This is a genomic window from Roseateles sp. GW823-FHT07B05 (assembly GCF_058794515.1).
In genome coordinates this window covers 1-18382 of the sequence record NZ_JBXAGX010000003.1, presented here as the reverse complement: position 1 = coordinate 18382, position 18382 = coordinate 1, and the positions used below count along the sequence as shown (strand labels likewise).

At 64.5% G+C, this 18382-nt stretch carries 13 protein-coding genes; 4 read left to right on the top strand and 9 right to left on the bottom strand.

Features of this window, described 5'->3' with window-relative positions:
• Nucleotides 1-24 precede the first annotated feature (24 nt).
• A complete protein-coding gene (recQ, locus tag AC1Q7O_RS08235) occupies nucleotides 25-1914 on the bottom strand; it encodes a DNA helicase RecQ (protein ID WP_492662389.1) in 1890 nt (629 codons plus the stop codon).
• On the bottom strand, nucleotides 1911-2087 hold the full coding sequence (locus AC1Q7O_RS08230) for a hypothetical protein (RefSeq protein ID WP_492662390.1): 177 nt from the start codon (nucleotides 2085-2087) through the stop codon (nucleotides 1911-1913). Before AC1Q7O_RS08230 ends, recQ begins: the two co-directional genes overlap by 4 nt.
• A gap of 91 nt (nucleotides 2088-2178) precedes the next feature.
• On the opposite strand from AC1Q7O_RS08230, the gene AC1Q7O_RS08225 reads away from it, so the two are divergent.
• Nucleotides 2179-2664 carry a cupin domain-containing protein gene (locus AC1Q7O_RS08225; protein WP_394400989.1) on the top strand — a complete coding sequence of 162 codons (486 nt, stop codon included), beginning with the start codon at nucleotides 2179-2181 and terminating at the stop codon, nucleotides 2662-2664.
• Between the two features lie 7 nt (nucleotides 2665-2671).
• On the opposite strand, the gene AC1Q7O_RS08220 is transcribed toward AC1Q7O_RS08225, so the two are convergent.
• The 7 genes from AC1Q7O_RS08220 to AC1Q7O_RS08190 form a co-directional block, all read right to left on the bottom strand.
• Nucleotides 2672-2890 carry a SlyX family protein gene (locus AC1Q7O_RS08220; protein ID WP_492662391.1) on the bottom strand — a complete coding sequence of 73 codons (219 nt, stop codon included), beginning with the start codon at nucleotides 2888-2890 and terminating at the stop codon, nucleotides 2672-2674.
• 815 nt (nucleotides 2891-3705) lie between these two features.
• Nucleotides 3706-4593 (bottom strand): hypothetical protein, encoded by an 888-nt coding sequence (locus AC1Q7O_RS08215; RefSeq protein WP_492662392.1) that lies wholly within the window; start codon nucleotides 4591-4593, stop codon nucleotides 3706-3708.
• A gap of 121 nt (nucleotides 4594-4714) precedes the next feature.
• Nucleotides 4715-9892, bottom strand: a complete 5178-nt coding sequence (locus AC1Q7O_RS08210) for a hemagglutinin repeat-containing protein (protein ID WP_492662393.1) — start codon at nucleotides 9890-9892, stop codon at nucleotides 4715-4717.
• 13 nt (nucleotides 9893-9905) lie between these two features.
• The gene (locus tag AC1Q7O_RS08205; RefSeq protein WP_492662394.1) at nucleotides 9906-11549 is read right to left on the bottom strand and encodes a ShlB/FhaC/HecB family hemolysin secretion/activation protein; all 1644 of its coding nucleotides are present in this window, start codon (nucleotides 11547-11549) and stop codon (nucleotides 9906-9908) included.
• Nucleotides 11550-11674: 125 nt separating this feature from the next.
• Nucleotides 11675-12454: a head GIN domain-containing protein gene (locus AC1Q7O_RS08200; protein ID WP_492662684.1), complete on the bottom strand. Its 780-nt coding sequence runs from the start codon at nucleotides 12452-12454 to the stop codon at nucleotides 11675-11677.
• A 134-nt stretch (nucleotides 12455-12588) separates the two neighbouring features.
• The gene (locus AC1Q7O_RS08195; RefSeq protein WP_492662616.1) at nucleotides 12589-13332 is read right to left on the bottom strand and encodes a LytR/AlgR family response regulator transcription factor; all 744 of its coding nucleotides are present in this window, start codon (nucleotides 13330-13332) and stop codon (nucleotides 12589-12591) included.
• A 2-nt stretch (nucleotides 13333-13334) separates the two neighbouring features.
• On the bottom strand, nucleotides 13335-14426 hold the full coding sequence (locus AC1Q7O_RS08190; RefSeq protein ID WP_492662615.1) for a sensor histidine kinase: 1092 nt from the start codon (nucleotides 14424-14426) through the stop codon (nucleotides 13335-13337).
• Between the two features lie 160 nt (nucleotides 14427-14586).
• Here AC1Q7O_RS08190 and ssb point away from each other — a divergent pair, with 160 nt between their 5' ends.
• The 3 genes from ssb (at nucleotide 14587) to AC1Q7O_RS08175 (ending at nucleotide 18266) form a co-directional block, all read left to right on the top strand.
• Nucleotides 14587-15153: a single-stranded DNA-binding protein gene (gene ssb / locus AC1Q7O_RS08185; RefSeq protein ID WP_492662614.1), complete on the top strand. Its 567-nt coding sequence runs from the start codon at nucleotides 14587-14589 to the stop codon at nucleotides 15151-15153.
• Between the two features lie 614 nt (nucleotides 15154-15767).
• Nucleotides 15768-16586 carry a phosphoribosyltransferase-like protein gene (locus AC1Q7O_RS08180; protein WP_492662613.1) on the top strand — a complete coding sequence of 273 codons (819 nt, stop codon included), beginning with the start codon at nucleotides 15768-15770 and terminating at the stop codon, nucleotides 16584-16586.
• Between the two features lie 564 nt (nucleotides 16587-17150).
• Nucleotides 17151-18266, top strand: coding sequence for a reverse transcriptase family protein (locus AC1Q7O_RS08175; RefSeq protein ID WP_492662612.1), 1116 nt, complete (start codon nucleotides 17151-17153; stop codon nucleotides 18264-18266).
• The last annotated feature ends 116 nt before the right edge of the window (nucleotides 18267-18382 follow it).

Here is an 18382-nt window from a genome sequence, read left to right as displayed (position 1 = left end):
CCGGACAGGCCGGCGGCGCGGCGGCTAACGCCCCAGCACGCGCAGGATCTCGCTGCCGTAGGCCTCCAGCTTCTTGGCGCCCACGCCGCTGATCTCGCCCAGCTCGGCCAGGTCGGCCGGCATCTGCCGCGCCATCTCGGCCAGCGTGGTGTTCTGGAAGATCACATAGGCCGGCAGTCCGTGCTCCTTGGCCACCTCGGAGCGCCAGGCCTTCAGCGCCTCGAAGCGCTCGGTGGCGTCGGCATCCAGCCCCAGCGCCGGGTCGGCCTTCGGCTTGGCCGTGCGGCCGGCCTTGGCCCCCTTGCCGCGCGGCTTCTTCTCCTCGGCCTCGCGCAGCCGGATCTCCACCTCGCCCTTGAGCACGCCGCGCGCGCTGTCCTGCAGCGCCAGGGTGTGGAACTCGCCCTCGGCTGCCACATGCCCCAGCGCGATGAGCTGGCGCAGCACGGCGCGCCACTGCTGCTCGGACAGGTCGGCGCCGCAGCCCCAGGTGGACAGGCTCTCGTGGCGGTACTGCTTGGTCTTGTCGGTCGCCTTGCCGCGCAGCACGTCGATGAGGTGGCCGGCGCCGAAGCGCTCGCCGCGCTGGTGGAAGCGGTAGATGCACGAGAGCAGCTTGCGCGCCGCCTCGGTGGCATCCCACGTGGCCGGCGGGTTCAGGCAGTTGTCGCAGTTGCCGCAGGCCGTCGACATCTCGCCGAAGTAGTTCAGCAGCCGCACGCGCCGGCAGTCCGTCGCCTCGCACAGCGCCAGCAGCGCGTCCAGCTTGCCGCGCTGGCCCTGCTTGAAGACCTCGTCCGCCGGGCTCTCGTCGATCATGCGGCGCTGGTTGACGACGTCGGCCAGGCCGTAGGTCATCCACGCCTCGGCAGGCGCGCCGTCGCGGCCGGCACGGCCGGTCTCCTGGTAGTAGGCCTCGATGTTCTTGGGCAGGTCCAGGTGGGCGACGAAGCGCACGTCGGGCTTGTCGATGCCCATGCCGAACGCGATGGTGGCGACGATGGTGAGACCTTCTTCGCGCAGGAAGCGGTCCTGGTGACGGCGGCGCACGTCGGCGTCCAGGCCCGCGTGATACGGCAGCGCGTTGATGCCCTCGCTCTTCAGCCACTCGGCGGTTTCTTCCACCTTCTTGCGGCTCTGGCAGTAGATGACGCCGGCCTCGCCGTCGTGGTCGTCCTGGATGAAGCGCAGCAGCTGCTCGCGCGGCGAGCCGTTCTTCTCGACGATGAGGTAGCGGATGTTGGGCCGGTCGAAGCTGCTGATGAAGACGCGCGCGTCCTGCAGCTGCAGCCGCTCGATGATGTCGGCGCGGGTCAGGTCGTCGGCCGTGGCCGTCAGCGCGACGCGCGGCACCTCGGGGAAGCGCTCGTGCAGCAGGCTCAGCTGCAGGTACTCCGAGCGGAAGTCGTGCCCCCACTGGCTGACGCAGTGCGCCTCGTCGATGGCGAACATCGACAGCAGACCGCGCTCGCGCAGGCTCTCCAGCTGCGCCAGGAAGCGCGGCGTCGTCAGCCGCTCGGGCGCGGCGTACAGCAGCGTCAGGCGCCCGCTCATCATCTCGCGCTCGATGCGGCTGGCCTCCTCGCCGGTGAGGCTGCTGTTCAGGAAGGCGGCGTGCACGCCGGCCTCCTCCAGCGCGCCGACCTGGTCGTGCATCAGCGCGATCAGCGGGCTGACGACGATGGCCACGCCCTGCCCACGCGTGTGGCGAACGATGGCGGGCACCTGGTAGCACAGGCTCTTGCCGCCGCCTGTGGGCATCAGCACCAGCGCGTCGCCGCCGGCGGCCACCTGCTCGACGATCTCGGCCTGCTGGCCGCGGAAGGCGGTGTAGCCGAAGACTGCTGACAGGACCTGGTGCGCAGCGGATTGCAGGTCGTCGGCGGGGCTTGGAAGATGCACGGGCGGGTTCATTCAACCTGGATTCGGCAGTGGGGCACGCCCGAGGGGCTGGCGAGGCGCGCTGCTGGCAAGGCGCGACGACGAAGTGGGCTCATGCCCACAAGAAGGAGCAACGCCGCCAGCGGCGCGAAGCGCCAGACCAGCGGGTGTGCAGCGTTGTTCACCGAAGTGGTGAACGAGGCCATGGCCGAAAGTGTTGATTGGACAAGCATTCCGATGAGTAGCAAGCGGCCCACTGCCGAATGCAGGTTCAACCATTGTCCCAGGAGCCTTCGAATGCCCACCCCTGCCGAACTGCGCGAGCGGCTGATCCGCAACTTCAACGACGTGCCGCGCGAGCGCTTCCAGCGCGCGCCGCTGTACGACAGCGAGGCCGCCAGCCTCACGAAAGGCACCGCCGCCCGCCAGCTGGGCGCGAGCGTGGACACCGTCGCGCCCGGCCAGATGAGCTGCCCCTACCACCTGCACCACGCCGAGGAGGAGATGTTCATCATCCTGCAGGGCGAAGGCACGCTGCGCGTGGCGGGCGAGCGCGTGCCCGTGCGCGCCGGCGACGTCATCACCATCCCGCCCGGGCCCGAGTACCCGCACCAGCTCATCAACACGTCCGACGCGCCGCTGCACTACCTGTCCATCAGCACGCAGGCACGGCCCGAGGTCTGCGAGTACCCGGACTCGGGCAAGGTGGGCGTGTTCAGCGACGGCCTGCGGCTGCTGCAGCGCCGCGAGGCGGGGCTGGACTACTGGGACGGCGAGCCCTGAACCGGCGTCAGTAGTGCGGCGGCAGCTCGTCGCGCGGCGTGCGCGCCGCGCCGGGTTCGGCGGCGGACGCGCGGTCGCGCAGCTCCACCAGCTCGCGGATCAGCCGGTCGATCTGCGCCTGCTGGCGCACGACGACGGCATTGAGCTGCTCGACGGTGTCCTCGGCGAAGCTGGCCTTGATCTCCAGGTCCGTGAGGCGCTTCTCGAAGTCGTTGGGGGTGTCCATGCGGCATTGTGTCGCTGGCGGGCAGCTGCCCCATCAGGGCCAATACAGCACGAGCTGACGAAGCCGGCATCGCCAGCCCTCGGCTTGCGCTCACTGCCGACAACTGGGGTCTGTAGGAACAGGTTCAGTCGAAGGCGGCAACTCCGCCAAGGTATCGGCACGGACCACCCGCAAGTCACAGGCTTGTGCAATCGGGACGCCCTGCCTGATTGCCGGCGAGACCGTATACGTTTGTCGAGCTTCGAGGACAAAAGTTCGCGCTGCGCCACAAGCCATCCCTCCGACTTGACTCATCAAGTGCAGATTGACGGGCCTTCCGGGTTTGACCCTCAACCCCGCAGGCGCTACCGCCTGCACGGGCGTCCTGGCGTAGTCGGCAACCAGTTCCCCTAGCAGGGTGCGTTCACAAGGAGCCGGGTCGTTGATGTTGATCACATCGGCGCGGGCCAACGGTGCGGCCAACTGCAAGACCGCTGCATCTGGCGCAAAGGAGACGGACAAACGGTCGGGCGGCAACTTCGCGTTGCCTGGCGCCAGGTATCCGCTAGCGCAGGCAGACAACAGGAACGCACCCACACCAGCGAAACCCAGATAACGAATGCGGATGGATAGTTCAAGAAGCATAGGCATAACGATTAATAATTAGGCAGCGCAAATGCCCCGCCTCACTACACCTACGATTCGTTCGGTTCGCCGTGAAGGGGCACTCGTTCTACAGGCCGATAAAGGCCAGCCCCCCGCGTCATCCATCAGCCGTTGCATTATTAGGATCACGACGGCTATGAATTCGAGACGCGCCCCCGCTGCACGGGCGTCTACAAGGGGACAAGATAGGGCGAAAACTCAAATTCACCGGGACTGCGACCAAGAACATGGGCGAAGTACCGATCAAAGCATTCAGCCAGCATCGCGGGATTTATTTTTTTCATTTGATCAAATCGACAAGCGCGAACGTGGTAAACAGTTTGGTCACTGCGCGCCATGTGAATGAATAGCTGATCGCCCGAAGCTGATGCTATGGTGTCAGGCGGCCGCGTATCCAAAATGCAAAGCAAGGCAACTTTCCCGCATTGAAAGTTCTTCGTCACCGCCTCCGCGCCAAACTGCTCTTTCAGCAGCGGCATGTAAGTTCGCTTGGCCTTCGGCCCCAACGCCTGAACCAGCTGATTGACGCCGGTTCCGCCCGCACCCGGATACTGCAACAAGGGTTGAGCCCATTCGTAGATGGATGACGGCACGCTGCGCACGATCCGATAGCCGGCGGTGCGATACCACCAAGTGCGCACCAGCACTTCGGGCAATGCATCGTTCTCAAACCCTGCCACGCCGTCGTCTTCGGGGCAGTCGGTGTAGTAGCGAACTAACTCGATGATGCGATCGCGCACAACCAGCACCGTCATAGCCATTACATGATGGCCAGGGTTGGGAGGACCGTTAACAAAGAGGCGTCGAAATCCACTCAACAATTGAGAACCCGACTCCGTCAGTATCGCGTGAGACAACGGCTGCAGTTCTCGAAAACTGTCAAACCATCCAACCACCCCTGCGTTCAGCACCCGCATGGCCCATTGGTGATGCCGATTACCCGGCAGGAGGCTCTCGAGGACTCCCTGATAAGCACTCAAATTAAAAGCTTGATATTCCTCGGAGGTTCCATACATGCAATTCGCCACATCACTCAATTGAATGCGGCTTAGTCCCATGAGGTGCAGGCTCTCTGGCCCTAGCTCTCTGCCCAAGCCGTCATCAATGCTGTAATGTCGATCCACTAGCTCGTCTCGGCGACCTGGGCCGTAACCGTTCGGCAACGCAACCTGTCCCATTTTAAGATCCTCTCTTTTTTGCCTCAATCGCTTCAGCGATCTTTTTCCGAATCGCGTCTTGCGAATCTTGAAGCCACTTTCTGTAGTCGGCATTCACCGGTTGCCCAAGCCAAGTCTCCCAGCCACTGCCACCAGGCACCTCAACTTTGCAGCCTTTGGAGCAGTTGGGCGACTTCAGCATAGGCTGCAGATTGTCGACGCTGTTAAGTAACGCGCTTTGTTCTGTCTTCGAGAGGATGTTCCAGTCCTTCATATTTTCGATGAAGTTCTTCGGCAGCACATGATCCACGGTGAGCACATTGCCAGCCGGCACAGCCTCGATCGCATTGGTTAAAGGGTTTCGCCAAGTGATGCTTCCAGCACCATCAACCCACTTGCCACCCAACTTGTAGCTGTTGACTACAAGGACCTTGCCAAAGTTTTCTGCATGCTCCAACTGATAGAGCTTGGTGCCCACGCGACCTACGTTCAGCGTGACTAGGCCAAAGCTCGCTAACAAGCGGCTGTCATCTTCGCCGGAAAAATTCTTACCCGCCGCCAAGATGTAGGCCGACTCGGCAAGGCTGTAAACCTCCGACACCACGCTCAGAAGGAGCGACGAGCGCTGTGCTCGCTCGATCCGTTCCGCCGTCGATATACCCCGCTCGCGCTGAGCAACCGCAGCACGGTAGGCGGCTAGATTGGCCGGAATGAACTGCTGATTGACGGTGGAATCGTAGTAATCCGAGTTGCTTTTGTAGTAGTCACACTTCAACTCGATACACGCGAATTTGGAGCGGATAAATTCATCGATACGAAAGCCATCAGCTTTGGCGATCTCGAAATCCACATTGCGCTGAATTTCGCGCAGGATGCGCGCTTCCAACTCGGACTCCGACAACTTCAACTGGCTGGCCCACTTCTTCGCCAACAAACGCGCACGCGCGTACTCATCCGGATGCAACTGCCGATTGTTCGTGTCCGCGTTGAACGCCGCCACCGCTCCAGCCGTGCCACCGACACCAACGCCTGCTACCGTCACCGCCAAGTTCTTCAGCGTGTTGATAGCCGTCGGATCGGTGATACCCAGGCTCGTGACGACCTTGTCCATCGCGTTCAGCGCCGAGCTGCCGGCAATGTTTCCCGTGGCGCCCGGCGTGCCGAATGCGATGCCACCGATGGCCGCGTGCAGCGCGGTGCGGTAGCGGCCACCCTCGCTCCACGGGTCCGCTGCCCCACAGCCCTTAGGCTGCCCGCCGCACTGCGTCAACACGATGTCGTCGAACTGCTTCTGCGCGTAGTCCCCTGCCGCCTTGTACGCCGCCTTCCCAAACGCCGCCGTCACCGCCACCCCTTCGCGGAGCTCCTGCGTGGCCTTGTTCTTGTCGAAGGTGTGCAGCAGCGGCTGGTGCAGTCCGCTGGGGCTGGTGCTCAACGTGCTGCGGTCCAGGTTCCTGGCGTCGATGGCGCTGATGCGGCCCACCAGCGTCGAGATCTCGTCGCGCAAGGTCTGCACGGCTTGCTGCCACGCCACCCAGTCGGGGTTGTAGTTGATGGGGTCCCACCCGGCCTGGCTGGCACTTCCGTCACCGCCCAATACCGGCTTGGCGATGGCGGTGCTGGCGCTGCTGATGCGAAGCTTCGGCGATGAGGCTTCGGTGGAGGTCTGCAGCTGCAGCTCGTCGCGCGGAGCGGGCACGGCCTGCGGGTCGCTGTAGGCGCAGCCGTTGCAAGGCGGGGGCTCGTGGGCGAGCAGGTCATCCAGCTGCGCCTGCTTGCTGTTGCGCTGGGCCTCCAGCGGAGCGCGCTCGGCGGTGGCCCTGACGGCCTGCAGATCTGGCCGTGTGAGGTTCACGCCACCGGCAATGCTGCTACGGGTGGTGAAGGTTTCGTAGGTGTCCAGCCGGGCAAAACCGATGGCCGAACCGCCCATGCCGGCCTGGCGGTTGACGCCCGGCACCTTGCTGGCGTCACCACTGATCGATAGCCCCACGCTCCAGCTGCGGCCGCTGGCCACGTCGCGGTTCACCACGTCCTCATGGGTGAACGTCTGCGTCTCGAAGTAGTTGCTGGCCGCCTTGCTGGCCACCGCGCTGCCCTTGAGGTGGGTGTGCCCGTTGACGCGCACGTCAAAGCCACCCGTGCCAGCCACGATGGCGCTTTGCTGCTTGATGGATTCGTACTCGGCCAGCAGCTTGAGCTGGCTGACATTCAGCCCAAGACTGGGTGGCGCATTGCCACCGCTGGGCAACGGGATGCTGACGTTGACACCCCAGCTCTGCTCCTTGGCCTGGTAGAACGATTCGTCCTGCGGGCTGGCCAGCGTCAGGTTGCCGCTGCCCGACGTACCCACGCGGGCCACGACGGTTTCACCCGAGGCCTTGGCGCCATTCAGGGTCCAGTCGCGGCCGCTGCTGACGTCCAGCCGCTTGCCGGCCGTCAGCTCGCTGTTGAAGAAGGTGGTGCCCCAGCCGTTGCTCCAGGCGTTGGAGCGGCTGGCAGCCAGGTTCAGGTTGGCGCCGACACCGCTGCCACTCGCCCCGACGCTGATGCCAATGGACGCCGAGCTGCTGGTGCGCTTGGTCTGCTCGGTATCGCGGCCCACGGCAGCCGCGAGCGTGACATCACGCGCAGCACGCAGCGTGAGGTTCTCGCTGGCAATGACGCGGCTGCCGACGAGGTTGATATCGCCCAGTTCGCCCGAGCCAGTGGCCGTCAGGCTGACGTTGCGGCCGGCGTTGATGCTGGACTCGACGGGCGTGCTGGTCTTGCTGAGGCTTTCGAAGTCGCTGGCGCTGGCGCCGATGCTGGCGCTGAAGCTCCAGCCGCCGGCCGTTGCCGCGCCGGACAGCGTATTGGCCTGCAGCAGGTTGGCGAAGCTGGTGTAGTTGTTGTAGACGGTCAGCCCGCTGGTGAGCAGCGCCATGGCCTGGTAGCGGCCGCTCTGCGTGCGCTTGGCCACGCGGGCCATCTCGTCCACCGTCTGCACCGCGCTGACCAGTGAACTGGACGCAGCCAGCGTCAGGCCGCTCTGCCGCTCGCGGATGATGTTGAGCACGCTGCGGGTGTTGTTGTTGCTCTGCAGCGTAACGTTCTGCGCCGCCACGTGCACGTCGCCCAGCGGCGCCGTGATGTCGCTGGACAGCTGCAGGTAGCTGCCGCCGGCCGTGGCCAGCACGTCGCCGGCGAGGCTGCCGACGCTGGTGCTGGCCTGGCGGGTTTCCTGGCTCTGCGTGATGTCGGTGCGGCTCTTGGAGCCGATGGTGATGGAGAGGCCGCCATTGCCGAAGATGCCGCTCTTCTTGACTGCGCGGGACTCGTAGGCGTAGCTGGCCTCCTGGGTGGCGAGCAGGTTCAGGTCCTGGTCGGCATGCAAGCCCACAGCGCCGTCGGCCATGATGAGGCTGCCCACGACGTTGAGGTTGCCGCCGGCACCCAGGCTCACCGAACGGCCGCTGATGTCGCTGGGGTTGGCGGTCTCGGCAAGCGTCGTCTTGGTGATGTCCGTCACCTTCTTGCTGAACCAGCCACGCTTGACCTCGTAGAAGCGCTCGTAGGTGGTGTCGGTCGTGATGTCATGCGCGACGTCCAGGTCCTTGGCGGCCAGCAGCGACACGTGGCCGTTGCTGGACTCGATCTTGGCGCCGGTGACGAACAGCTTGCCCTGGTCGGTGCCAGCGCCGCTGGCCAGCAGCGCGATGTCGCCGTCGGCCACCAGGCGGGCCTGCACCAGGTTCTCCGTGGTGGGCATCAACGTGGTGTTGCCGTTGACTGTGGTTTCCTTGGTCAGGTCCTTCCGGGCCAGCAGCGCCACGCCGTGGCCCTGCACGGCGATGCTGCCGCCGGCCTGCACCTGGGCGCCGTCCAACGTGACGATGCCGGCGGTGGACTGCAGCGCCACCGAACCGCCTGCGTCCACCGTGCTGCGGGTATAGCGCGTGATGTCTCGTGTGGTGCTGCCTTCGTAGACACGGTTGGCGCTGGAGGTCGGCGAGAAGGTCAGGTCGCCCACAGCAGTCGCGGCCACCGCGCCGCCGGCCTTCACGCTGCCCGCCCACAGCGTGAGGTCGCCGCCGCTGTTCAGGCGAACGTCACCGCCGGCCTGAGCGGCCATGTCGGTCGCGATGAGTGCGCCAGCGGAGGCCAGCATCACGTCGCTACCCTTAACTGCGCCGCCGCTCCAGGACAAACCTCCCGCCGACTGGACCAGCGTGAAGCCGGAGGCATCCACGCTGCCCGTGGCCGACACGCCCGCGCTGCTGGCCACCACGGCGCCGCCGCCGGACGTCTTCAGCGTGCCGCTGAAACTCAGGTTGCCGGCTGCATCCAGCGTCAGGCCGCCGCTACCGGCTTCCACACGCCCGCGGACGTTGACGCCGGGCCCGTTCTCGTTGGCGAGCAGGTAGATCTGGTTCGCGCGCATGCCCACGGCGGCACCGATGTCGATGGACACGGCCGGCGCGGCGCCCGCTCGCGCCTGGGGCGTGCTGGCGAGCGTGGCGTAGTTGACCTGGTTGGGCCCCGCCACGGCGTAGATGGCACTGTTGCCCGCGGGCAGGTCGACATTGCCATCCACGCGGACGGCGCCCCCGATCAGGTCCAGCGACGTGAGGCCGCTGCCGTTCAGGCCGCCCGCCCCAATGGCCACCGTCCCGCCGGTGACGGAGAAGCCATCCAGCGTGGCCCCCACCAACGGCCGCCCGCTGACCAGGCTGGCCCGGTTCGTGTTGATGAAGCCGCAGCCATTGCACGTGATGCCGTTGGGGTTGGCGATGACAACGTCTGCCCGCTGACCGGCCACCTCGATGCCACCGGACAGCGTGCTGGCGGCGGCACTGGTCACCTCGCTGACGATCAGCCGTGCCTGGGCGGCGGGGTTGCCGCCGAACAGCACGTTGCCGCCTATCGTGCCGGCCAGCTGGGTACCGGTCGCACCAGTCGCGTTGTTGAGCACCAGGCCTGGCGCGCCCACGTTGAGCTGGTTGAACAGGTTGTGCGACACGCCCGAGCCGTTGGCCGGCGCGATGTGCACGACGCTGGCACCGTTGCCAGCCGTGTCCACCACGGGCTTGCGGCCGGCGGGTGCGTTCGGATCGGCGGCCGTCTGGGCCTGCGCCACCGGCCAGGCACTCAGGCCCGCCAGCAGCAGCACGGCCTGTGCAATGCGCGTTCTGGTCGCGCCCTTTGTCGTCTTGAACATGGCTCTCCCGGTGTCAGTAACTGAAATTCAAACTGGCATAGACCGCGGCACCGGCCGCATCGAAACCCTGGGGCTTGTGCAGCGGCGCAGCGATGGCCACGTCGCCAAACCAGCCGCCTGCCTGCACCCGCACGCCCGCGGCCATGCCGGCCAGAGTGCGGCCACCCGGTGCGCCACCCGCGACGCGTCCCACGTCCAGCGCGGCGTAGGGCTGGAACATCCAGCCCTCGCGCCATTCAAGGCCCGGTGCCCGTAGGTCCTGCTTCAGCGTGATCTGTTCGGTGCCGCTGAGCAGCCCGCGTGCGTCGAAGCCCCGCACGCTCCAGCGCGACCCGAGCGTCTGGAAATCGGCGCCGCTGGCGGGATCGCGCACGCCGGCCCAAGCGAGCCGCATTTCGTGTCGCCATGGGCCGATGTCGCGCTGCCACGCCAGCTGTGCCCGCCGGGTGTGCGCCAGCGGAGGCGGGTCGATCACGAAGTCGGTCCCCAGTGACTGACGCAGCCCGATGCCCTGCTCGTAGTCGAGCTGGAACTCGCCCAGGTCGCGCCGCCACCAGCCGTTGAATCCCCAGTCGTTGGACCGCACGTTGCGCCGCTGCAGCAGCAGCTCGACGTCGTCGATGTAGCTGCGCGTGCGGCGCGCGCTGGCCCCGGCCCACACGGCCCAGCGCGATACAGAGCTGCGCCAGGCCGTCCATTGCCAGCGCGCCTGCCAGCTGCTGTCATGCCCGTTCTGGCTGAACGTGGTGGACAGGCCCGTGATGGGTCGCGCATGCGAACTGCGCGTGCCGTTCAGGCTGAACAGGTGATAGCCCCACGGGATGCTGTAGCTGAGCATGCCGGTGCGTTGATGGGACGCGCCGCCACCCGGCGTTCCGGCGACATAGGCCGACAGCTGGTCGGACAGCCCCAGCGGTGCATCCAGCACCGCCTGGGCAGAGAGCTGCAAGCGGCCGTAGTCGCTCGTGCCGGCGTTGTCGGCGCCAAGCACCGCGCGCCACCGGCGGCGTTCGGCGGCGGCAAGCACCAGCACGCTGCCCCCTTCGGTGTCGGCCGCCTCAATCTGCACCTGGGCGGCATGGCTGGGCAGGCGCGCCGTGTTCTCGAGCGACTGCTCAATGTCGCGCAGGTTCAGGACCTCGCCGGGCCGCACGGCCAACGCGTTGCGGGCAACCGCCTGCGCCGCGCCACGACGCTCGATGCGGCTGATGCGCCCAAGATGTACCTGCAGCCGCAACACGCCGTCGGCGAGGTTTTGCGGCGGCAGGCTGATGTCGCTGGTGACATAGCCCAGCGCCACCAGGCGCGCTCGGAGGTTCTGGCGCAAGCGCTCGAGGCTCTGCGTACCCAGACAGGCCTGGGCGAATGCACCGAGGTTGTCCGGCGCCTCCGCCAGTTCGCGCGGCGCCCCTTCCCATTGCACGCGCTGAACCATGAAGCAAGGCGCTTCGCCCGCGACCGGCTCCAACCAGGCAACGCCTCGCGACCCCGCCCACTGCGGTGTGGACCGGATCTGCGCGTCACGAAGCTGCTGAACGCGCTCCCGCTCCAGGGCGTCAAGCGCTTCCTTGCGATCCTGGGCCTGACTTGCCGCCAGGAGCAAAACACCGGCCATGCCGACCATCACGCGCCGCGCGCATGTCGACGCAAACTTCACCCGACCTCCCTCTTTGGGCAGCTTCTTTACGCTGCTTCACAAAGCCGGAATTCTGGGGAGTGGCCCTGCCTGGTGTTCGAGGGGGTTTCCTGTTCCTGGAATCAGGGACGGGATATCCCGGATGCTCAGCGCTTCTCGCCCTTGCCCGAGATCGTCCCCATCCCCGACACCGACCGCTGCACGCTGGGGTTGCCGAAGTAGTCGACCGTGCCGACGCCGGAGATGTGGGCAGCGAGGTCGTCCGTCACCCACAGCACGACGTTGCCCAGGCCGCTGACGTTGACGCGGGCCTTCTGCGCCTGCAGCCGGTCGGCGACAACCTTGCCCTTGCCGGAGATCTGCAGCGCCAGCTCGTCCACGCGGCCGCCCAGTTGGCCGTCGCCGGCGCCGCTGATGCCGAAGGTGAGCTGGCGGGCCTGCACCTGATCCAGCCGCACGGCGCCGGCGCCGCTGATCGTCAGCTTGAGCTGGTCGGTGCGCAGCGGGCCGGGCGCGTGCACGTCGCTGGCGCCGGAGACCGACAACTGGCGCAGCTGGCGAACCTCCACCTGCACGAACAGCTTGCCGCTGTGCCAGAACTTCCAGCCGCCGCCGGGGCGGATGACCAGCATGCGGTCCAGCAGCTCGACTTCCACGCCCTTCTGCGCCTCGGCGTCGCCGGCAACGAAGGCCTGGTCGCGCTCGCCCTGCACCAGCACGACGCGGGCGGCACCGGCCAGCTCCAGGCGGTCGAACTCGCCCGGCGCGTAGACCTTGCCGGGCCCGGGCGGCAGCGGCGGCACGGGAGGCTGCGGCGCGGCCGCCGGGGCGGGCTGCGCGGGCGCGGCGGGCGCCGCCGGCGGGGTCTGCGCGAGCGCGGCGCCCGCGGCGACTCCAAGCGCAAGCAGCAGCGCACTGCGGGCCACGCGCCGGGCCGCCCCCAAGCCGGCCCGCCCTGCGGCCGACTGCGGCTCAAGGCCGCGGGCAGCCTCGGCCCCTCGGAGGGCCGATCGGGCTGGCCGGCGTTCAGCGCGGCAAGACTGGGCGAGCGGCGCGTTCCTCACAGCGACTGCTCCCGCAGCATCTTGGACACCTCGCGGTTGGCCGTGATGCGCGTGCCGTCGCGCAGCTGCACGACGAGCTGCGAGTTCTCGTCGGGGGTCAGGCTGTCGACGAAGTCCAGGTTGACGATGCAGCCGCGCTGCACGCGCAGGAAGCGCGCCGGGTCCAGCCGCGTCTCGAAGTCGGCGATGGGCAGGCGCACGAGGAAGCTGCGGCCCTTGGCTGTGATGGCGGTGTACTTGTTGTCGGAGCGCAGGCACTCGATGTCGGCCACCTGCAGCGGGAAGATCTTGCCCTGGTCGCGCACCAGCAGGCGCGTCAGCGGCGCGTCGTGCGGCGTGCCCAGCGCCTGGGCGACTTCGGCCGTGCTGGGCGCGGCGTCGCGCAGCGCGTGCGCCACGGCCTCGTCGAAGCGTTCGCGCGAGAAGGGCTTGAGCAGGTAGTCCACCGCGTGCAGCTCGAAGGCCGTCAGCGCGTGCTGGTCGTAGGCGGTCGTGAAGATGATGCGCGGCTGGTGGGCATCGCCTTGCAGCGCCTGCACCACCTGCAGGCCGGTCAGGCCGGGCATCTGGATGTCGGTCAGCACGAGGGCGGGCTTGAGCGCGCGGATCTTCTCCAGCGCGTCCTCGCCGTCCTCGCAGACCGCCACCAGCTGCAGGCCCGGGGTGGCCTTGACCCAGTCGGCCAGCGCCTCGGCGGCCAGCGGTTCGTCTTCGGCGATCAGGACGGTGGTCGTGCTCATGGTCAGCTCTGGGGAATGAAGAGGTCGACGCGGAAGCCAGCGCCGGGAGCGGTGTGGATGCGCAGCCGGGCCTGGCCACCATAGTCCAGCGCGAAACGCTTCTTCAGCGCCGCCAGGCCCACGCCGCGGCGCTGGCCGGGCTTGGGTTCCAGCGCCTCGGGCTCGCAGCCGGGGCCGTCGTCGGCCACGGCCAGTTCCAGGCCCTGGTTGAGCGCATTGCGGCGCGCGGTGATGGTGACGGTGCCGCCGGCCTTGCGCGGCGCCACGGCGTGGAGGATGGAGTTCTCGACCAGCGGCTGGAGTGTGAGCGGCGGCAGTTCGTCGGCCAGCACGCGCTCCTCCAGCTGCCAGTCCACGCGCAGGCGCTGGCCCAGGCGCAGCGCCTCCAGCGCGAGGTAGTCGCGCAGGAAGTCGATCTCGTCGGACAGCATGACGCGGTCCTCGGCGCCGCGCTTGGTGTCCAGCACGTAGCGCAGCATGGACGCGAACTTCAGCAGCGCGGCCTCGGCGCCGGCCGGGTCCTTGCGCGTCAGCGCGATCAGCGAGTTCAGCGTGTTGAACAGGAAATGCGGGTTCAGCTTGCCGCTGATGGCCGACAGCTCGGCCTTGGCCAGCGCGCTCTCGGCCTGCGCCGTGGCCACGGCCGCCGCCCGCGCCGCGCGCGCCTGCAGCACCGCCGTGAAGGCCGTCGCGATGGCCGCGTACAGCACCAGCCCCCACACCGAGCGCCACAGCAGCCCGGCCACCAGCACCGCGCCGGCATGGTCGGCACCGAACAGCACCGCGTTGACGCCGAACTCCCCGGCCTGCCACAGCGCCGAGAAGATCACCGCAGCCAGGATGTGGGCCATCGCGTTGGCCGACCCGGCGGCATCGCTGGCGTGCAGGCGGCGCGCCACCGGCCACGCGGCGATGCCCAGCAGCATGGGCGCCCACAGCATGGTGGTGGCCTGGTAGACGGCCAGCCAGAACGGGTCCAGCCCGCGGTCGAACTCGCTGCCGGCCAGCACGAACAGGCACCAGGCCAGCAGGCAGGCGCCGCCGTACGCCATCCAGAGGCGGCGGTTGCGGTGACGGGGGGCCGGCAGGGTCATGTCAGTCATCTTAGGGAGGGCCGGCGGCCGCCCGGCGGGTGGGGAGACGAAGTGCGGGGGCCAGGGTGCAAGATGCAATCTGCGGGGTGTTGCTGACAGGGGCGGCAAACCCTGCCCGGCATAATTCGCCCCCTTCCCCATCGAAATTCAGGCGAGCGTCATGGCCAGCGTCAACAAAGTCATCATCATCGGCAACGTCGGCAAAGACCCCGAGGTCCGCTACAACCCCAGCGGTGGTGCCTGGTGCACCGTGAGCATCGCCACGACCCGCAACTGGAAGAACCGCGAGACCGGCGAGCGCCAGGAAGAGACCGAATGGCACCGCGTCGTCTTCAACGACCGCCTGGCCGAGATCGTCGGCGAGTACGTCAAGAAGGGCCGCCCGCTGTACGTCGAGGGCCGCCTGAAGACGCGCAAGTGGCAGGACAAGGAAGGCCGTGACACGTACACGACCGAAATCATTGCCCAGGAAATGCAACTGCTCGGCGGCCGTGACGGCGGTGGCGGCGATGAGGGTGGCGGCGGCTACAGCCGCGGTGCAGGTGCCGGCGGTGGCGGCGGTGGCTACGGCCGTGGCGGCGACGCCGGTGGCGACGACTTCGGCGGCGGCAGCCGCCCGGCGGCCCGCCCGGCCGCGGCGCAACGCCCGGCGCCCCAGCGCGCCCCGGCCCCGGCGCCCAAGGCGTCGACCGGCTTCGACGACATGGATGACGACATCCCGTTCTAGGATCTACCTGGTTCGGATCTGTCAACAAGTAGCCCTAAGTGATTGTCACTTGGGGCTTTTTTCTTGTTGACGATGTCTAGTCAGAGATTTGCGACTTCACCTCTAGAGCTCATGTTTTTGCGTTTGTTAACAAGTCGCCTCTTTTTTTAGCTATAGCTCTTGGAGTCGCCCCATTTTCTGCCTCCAAGCATGTTTACAAATCCACAGTCCGCGAACGGCATGAACTAGGACTAAGGCATGTCAGATCGGCACCTTCGGCTGCAGCGGCAGATCATCTGGAACCTCAATGTTCGCAAAACGCTCAGGAGTCTCCAAAGGCGTGACGAACTGCAGGATCGAACACCCCCCGCCCAAGCCCATGGTCTTCTGCTATCAACCCCTCGAAGTCAAGGCTGCCGAACTCCCGACCGACAGCGGACGTGCGCCCCAACAAGTTGTCTTCAAGCGCGATTGCCAGCCGCCGGCGAGACATCACCTGATGCAGGGCTTGGACTCTAGCGCGTTGCTTGCGGGGTGAACGCCGCTATTTTCCTAGATACTCGTGCCGTCCGACATAGTACGGTCGACGAGATCATTTAACGGGCTAAATTCCAGCAACAAGCCAAGGGGGCCGAATGGATCAAGAGTCGAAACTGCGAGCGATGTTCAGCACAGTGCTAGAAGCGCCGTGGCTGGCAAAGCAGCGTTTCGAGCATGGTTTGGTCACACTTCTTAAAGATGCGGAATCTGCTGACGAACTAGAGGCAGTTCAACATGTGCTTAAGGCTCTCACCTACTGCACATCGGAAGACCTGGTAGCGGCCTCACAGGAGGCCGCTACACAAATCTTGTCTGGCTGGTGCTTGAATCCCATCGACACGCTTGTTGTCGGTTTGGCAGAGCGGTCTAAGACTTGCGGCTCTGGAGCTTACCTCCGAGCTATTGAAGTTGCGCTGCCTAGAAAATGGGGCGAGCACGGCGTGTTCTGGACTCCCTTTGACTCTGCCTTTCGCCAGCGCAATGGGCGAAAGAACCTTGTGGTTATTGATGACTTCATCGGCACTGGTGAAAAGATCACCAAGAAGATCGATGCGTTGAAAGCGAACCCTAACACACAGAGCTATCGCATCCATATTTGCTGCTTCGCCGCAATGTCCAAAGGTGCCGCAGCAGTTTCATCGCAGGTGGACGGCGATTTACTCGTCCATCGATATTTTGATAGATGCATTTCCGACAAAGCCGTCGACCCTAGGAAGACTTTGCTCGCTGCGGGCATGTCCGCCCTCGAGGGGAAAATTTTCGATCACCCCGGGAAATATAATTTCGGCTACATGCAGAGCGAGGCAGCATTTTACCTAGAAGGATTCAATATACCCAATAATAACTTCCCTCTTCTTTGGGCTGATGAATATGCAGACAAAAGGCCACGAACCCCCCTTTTTGCCCGACGATGACTGGCTTGAGGAATATGAGGAGTCAGTGCGAATTGTTGCGCATCGGCGCTTGATTCATTTTCTATTTGGCGCCACAAAGCCGGCATCTCTCGGTTTTCTGATGAACCGCTTAAGGATGCCACTAACTGCGATTGCCCATTCATTTTCTGCTTTGCAAAAGGAGGGGTATGCATCCGAAAGCGAAGACGGAATTTCTCTAACGAAAGCTGGGCGTATGTGGGCGATTCGAGAGAGAAGGAACATCTTTTGGCCACGAGTTGTAGTGCGGTACAGAAACATAATGTCGCAGCCGGACTTGTCTAGTGATGGCGTTCTACCTAGTGACGCGCCGCTCCCTGACAGTTTTCGGCTACCAAAAAAACTTGACTTGTAAACGCATGGTCAATACGATTCGACCGCTTCGCCCGCTAGTGTGGGTGTATTCGCCCTCTTTCGAAGATGGTGGAATATGGTCCACTAGTAGGCCTCACGAGTACATGAGTCCTACTAGTCGCCACTACGTGGCGAGCAGCTAAGGTCTTAGCTGCTGGTAAGTATTATGTTGTTTATCGATCTCTGTTAATCGTGGCGGGCGAAGCACTTATTTCAACGCTTGAATTTAATCGCTCAAGCAACGCGGCACTCCTTACTGCCGTCGCGAAGCGATATAAAGCGCCGAGGGTAATTGGTCGATATAATACTTATATCGAGAGCCTTTCCAGCAAAGGCCTTCCTGCCCTATTGAGTTTTTCGCACTTGGCGTCCATGCTGGGCACGGACGGCAACACGCTGCATGCAATGTCCTTTGCGACACATCTTTTCTATCGGAAATTTTCCATCCCGAAGAAGAGTGGTGGTGTCAGGCAGATCTTGGCTCCTGCACCAGCTCTGGATGCAGCGCAGAGGTGGATCCTCAAACATGTGCTCACACCGGCACACCCTACTGTTGAAGAATGTGTTACAGCCTATGCCAAGGGCAAGTCTATATTGACGCACGTTAGTGCTCATCTTCAAGCCGAGCAACTGGTAAAGCTTGATTTTAAGGATTTTTTTCCATCAATATCGACACAGCAAATCTATCGTGTATTTAGTGATCTAGGATATACGGGCGCAGTATCAAGGACTCTCGCGGCGCTGTTGACCGTGAATGGCAGTTTGCCTCAAGGCGCTGCGACCAGCCCTCTGCTAAGCAATATTGTCCTGAGTGAGTTTGATGTGGCAGCATCCGCGCTCTGCCAAGAAAATAATCTAATCTACACCCGATACGCAGATGATTTGGTATTTTCTGGCACCGACGTATCCGGCGTCCCTGCCTCAATTGACGTCTTGGCCGAATCATTTGGATTTAGGCTGAATTTCCAGAAGACCAAATTCTACGACAAGAAGGTTGTCCCACGGCATGTCACGGGACTTTTGCTGATTGACGGAGAAGTACGCCTGCCGAAGGAGGTGAGGCGCAGAATTAGAATGCAAGTCCATATTTTCATTAAGAACTTGCATTCAATTGTAGATGGGGGGCAAGGCGCCTTCTCCACCGAAGGCAGGCCAGAGATTCATCATCGAGATAAAGTTGATGACTTACTGTTTGCAGATAGAATAATTGGCCGGCTAAAATACTGGATCTGGGTTGAAGAAAATAACCCTTATCCGAAGGCTGCACTAGAAAGAATTGGTGCAATATTGCGCTCCAAGCTGCAATAGATTCAATTTTCCGACCGACGCAACAGCATTATCTATAGCTGTTGACGCTCGCCGAAAACTGACCCGCCAACCGGGGTGATGCTCGCGCAAAACTGACCCACGCAAACACACTGCCC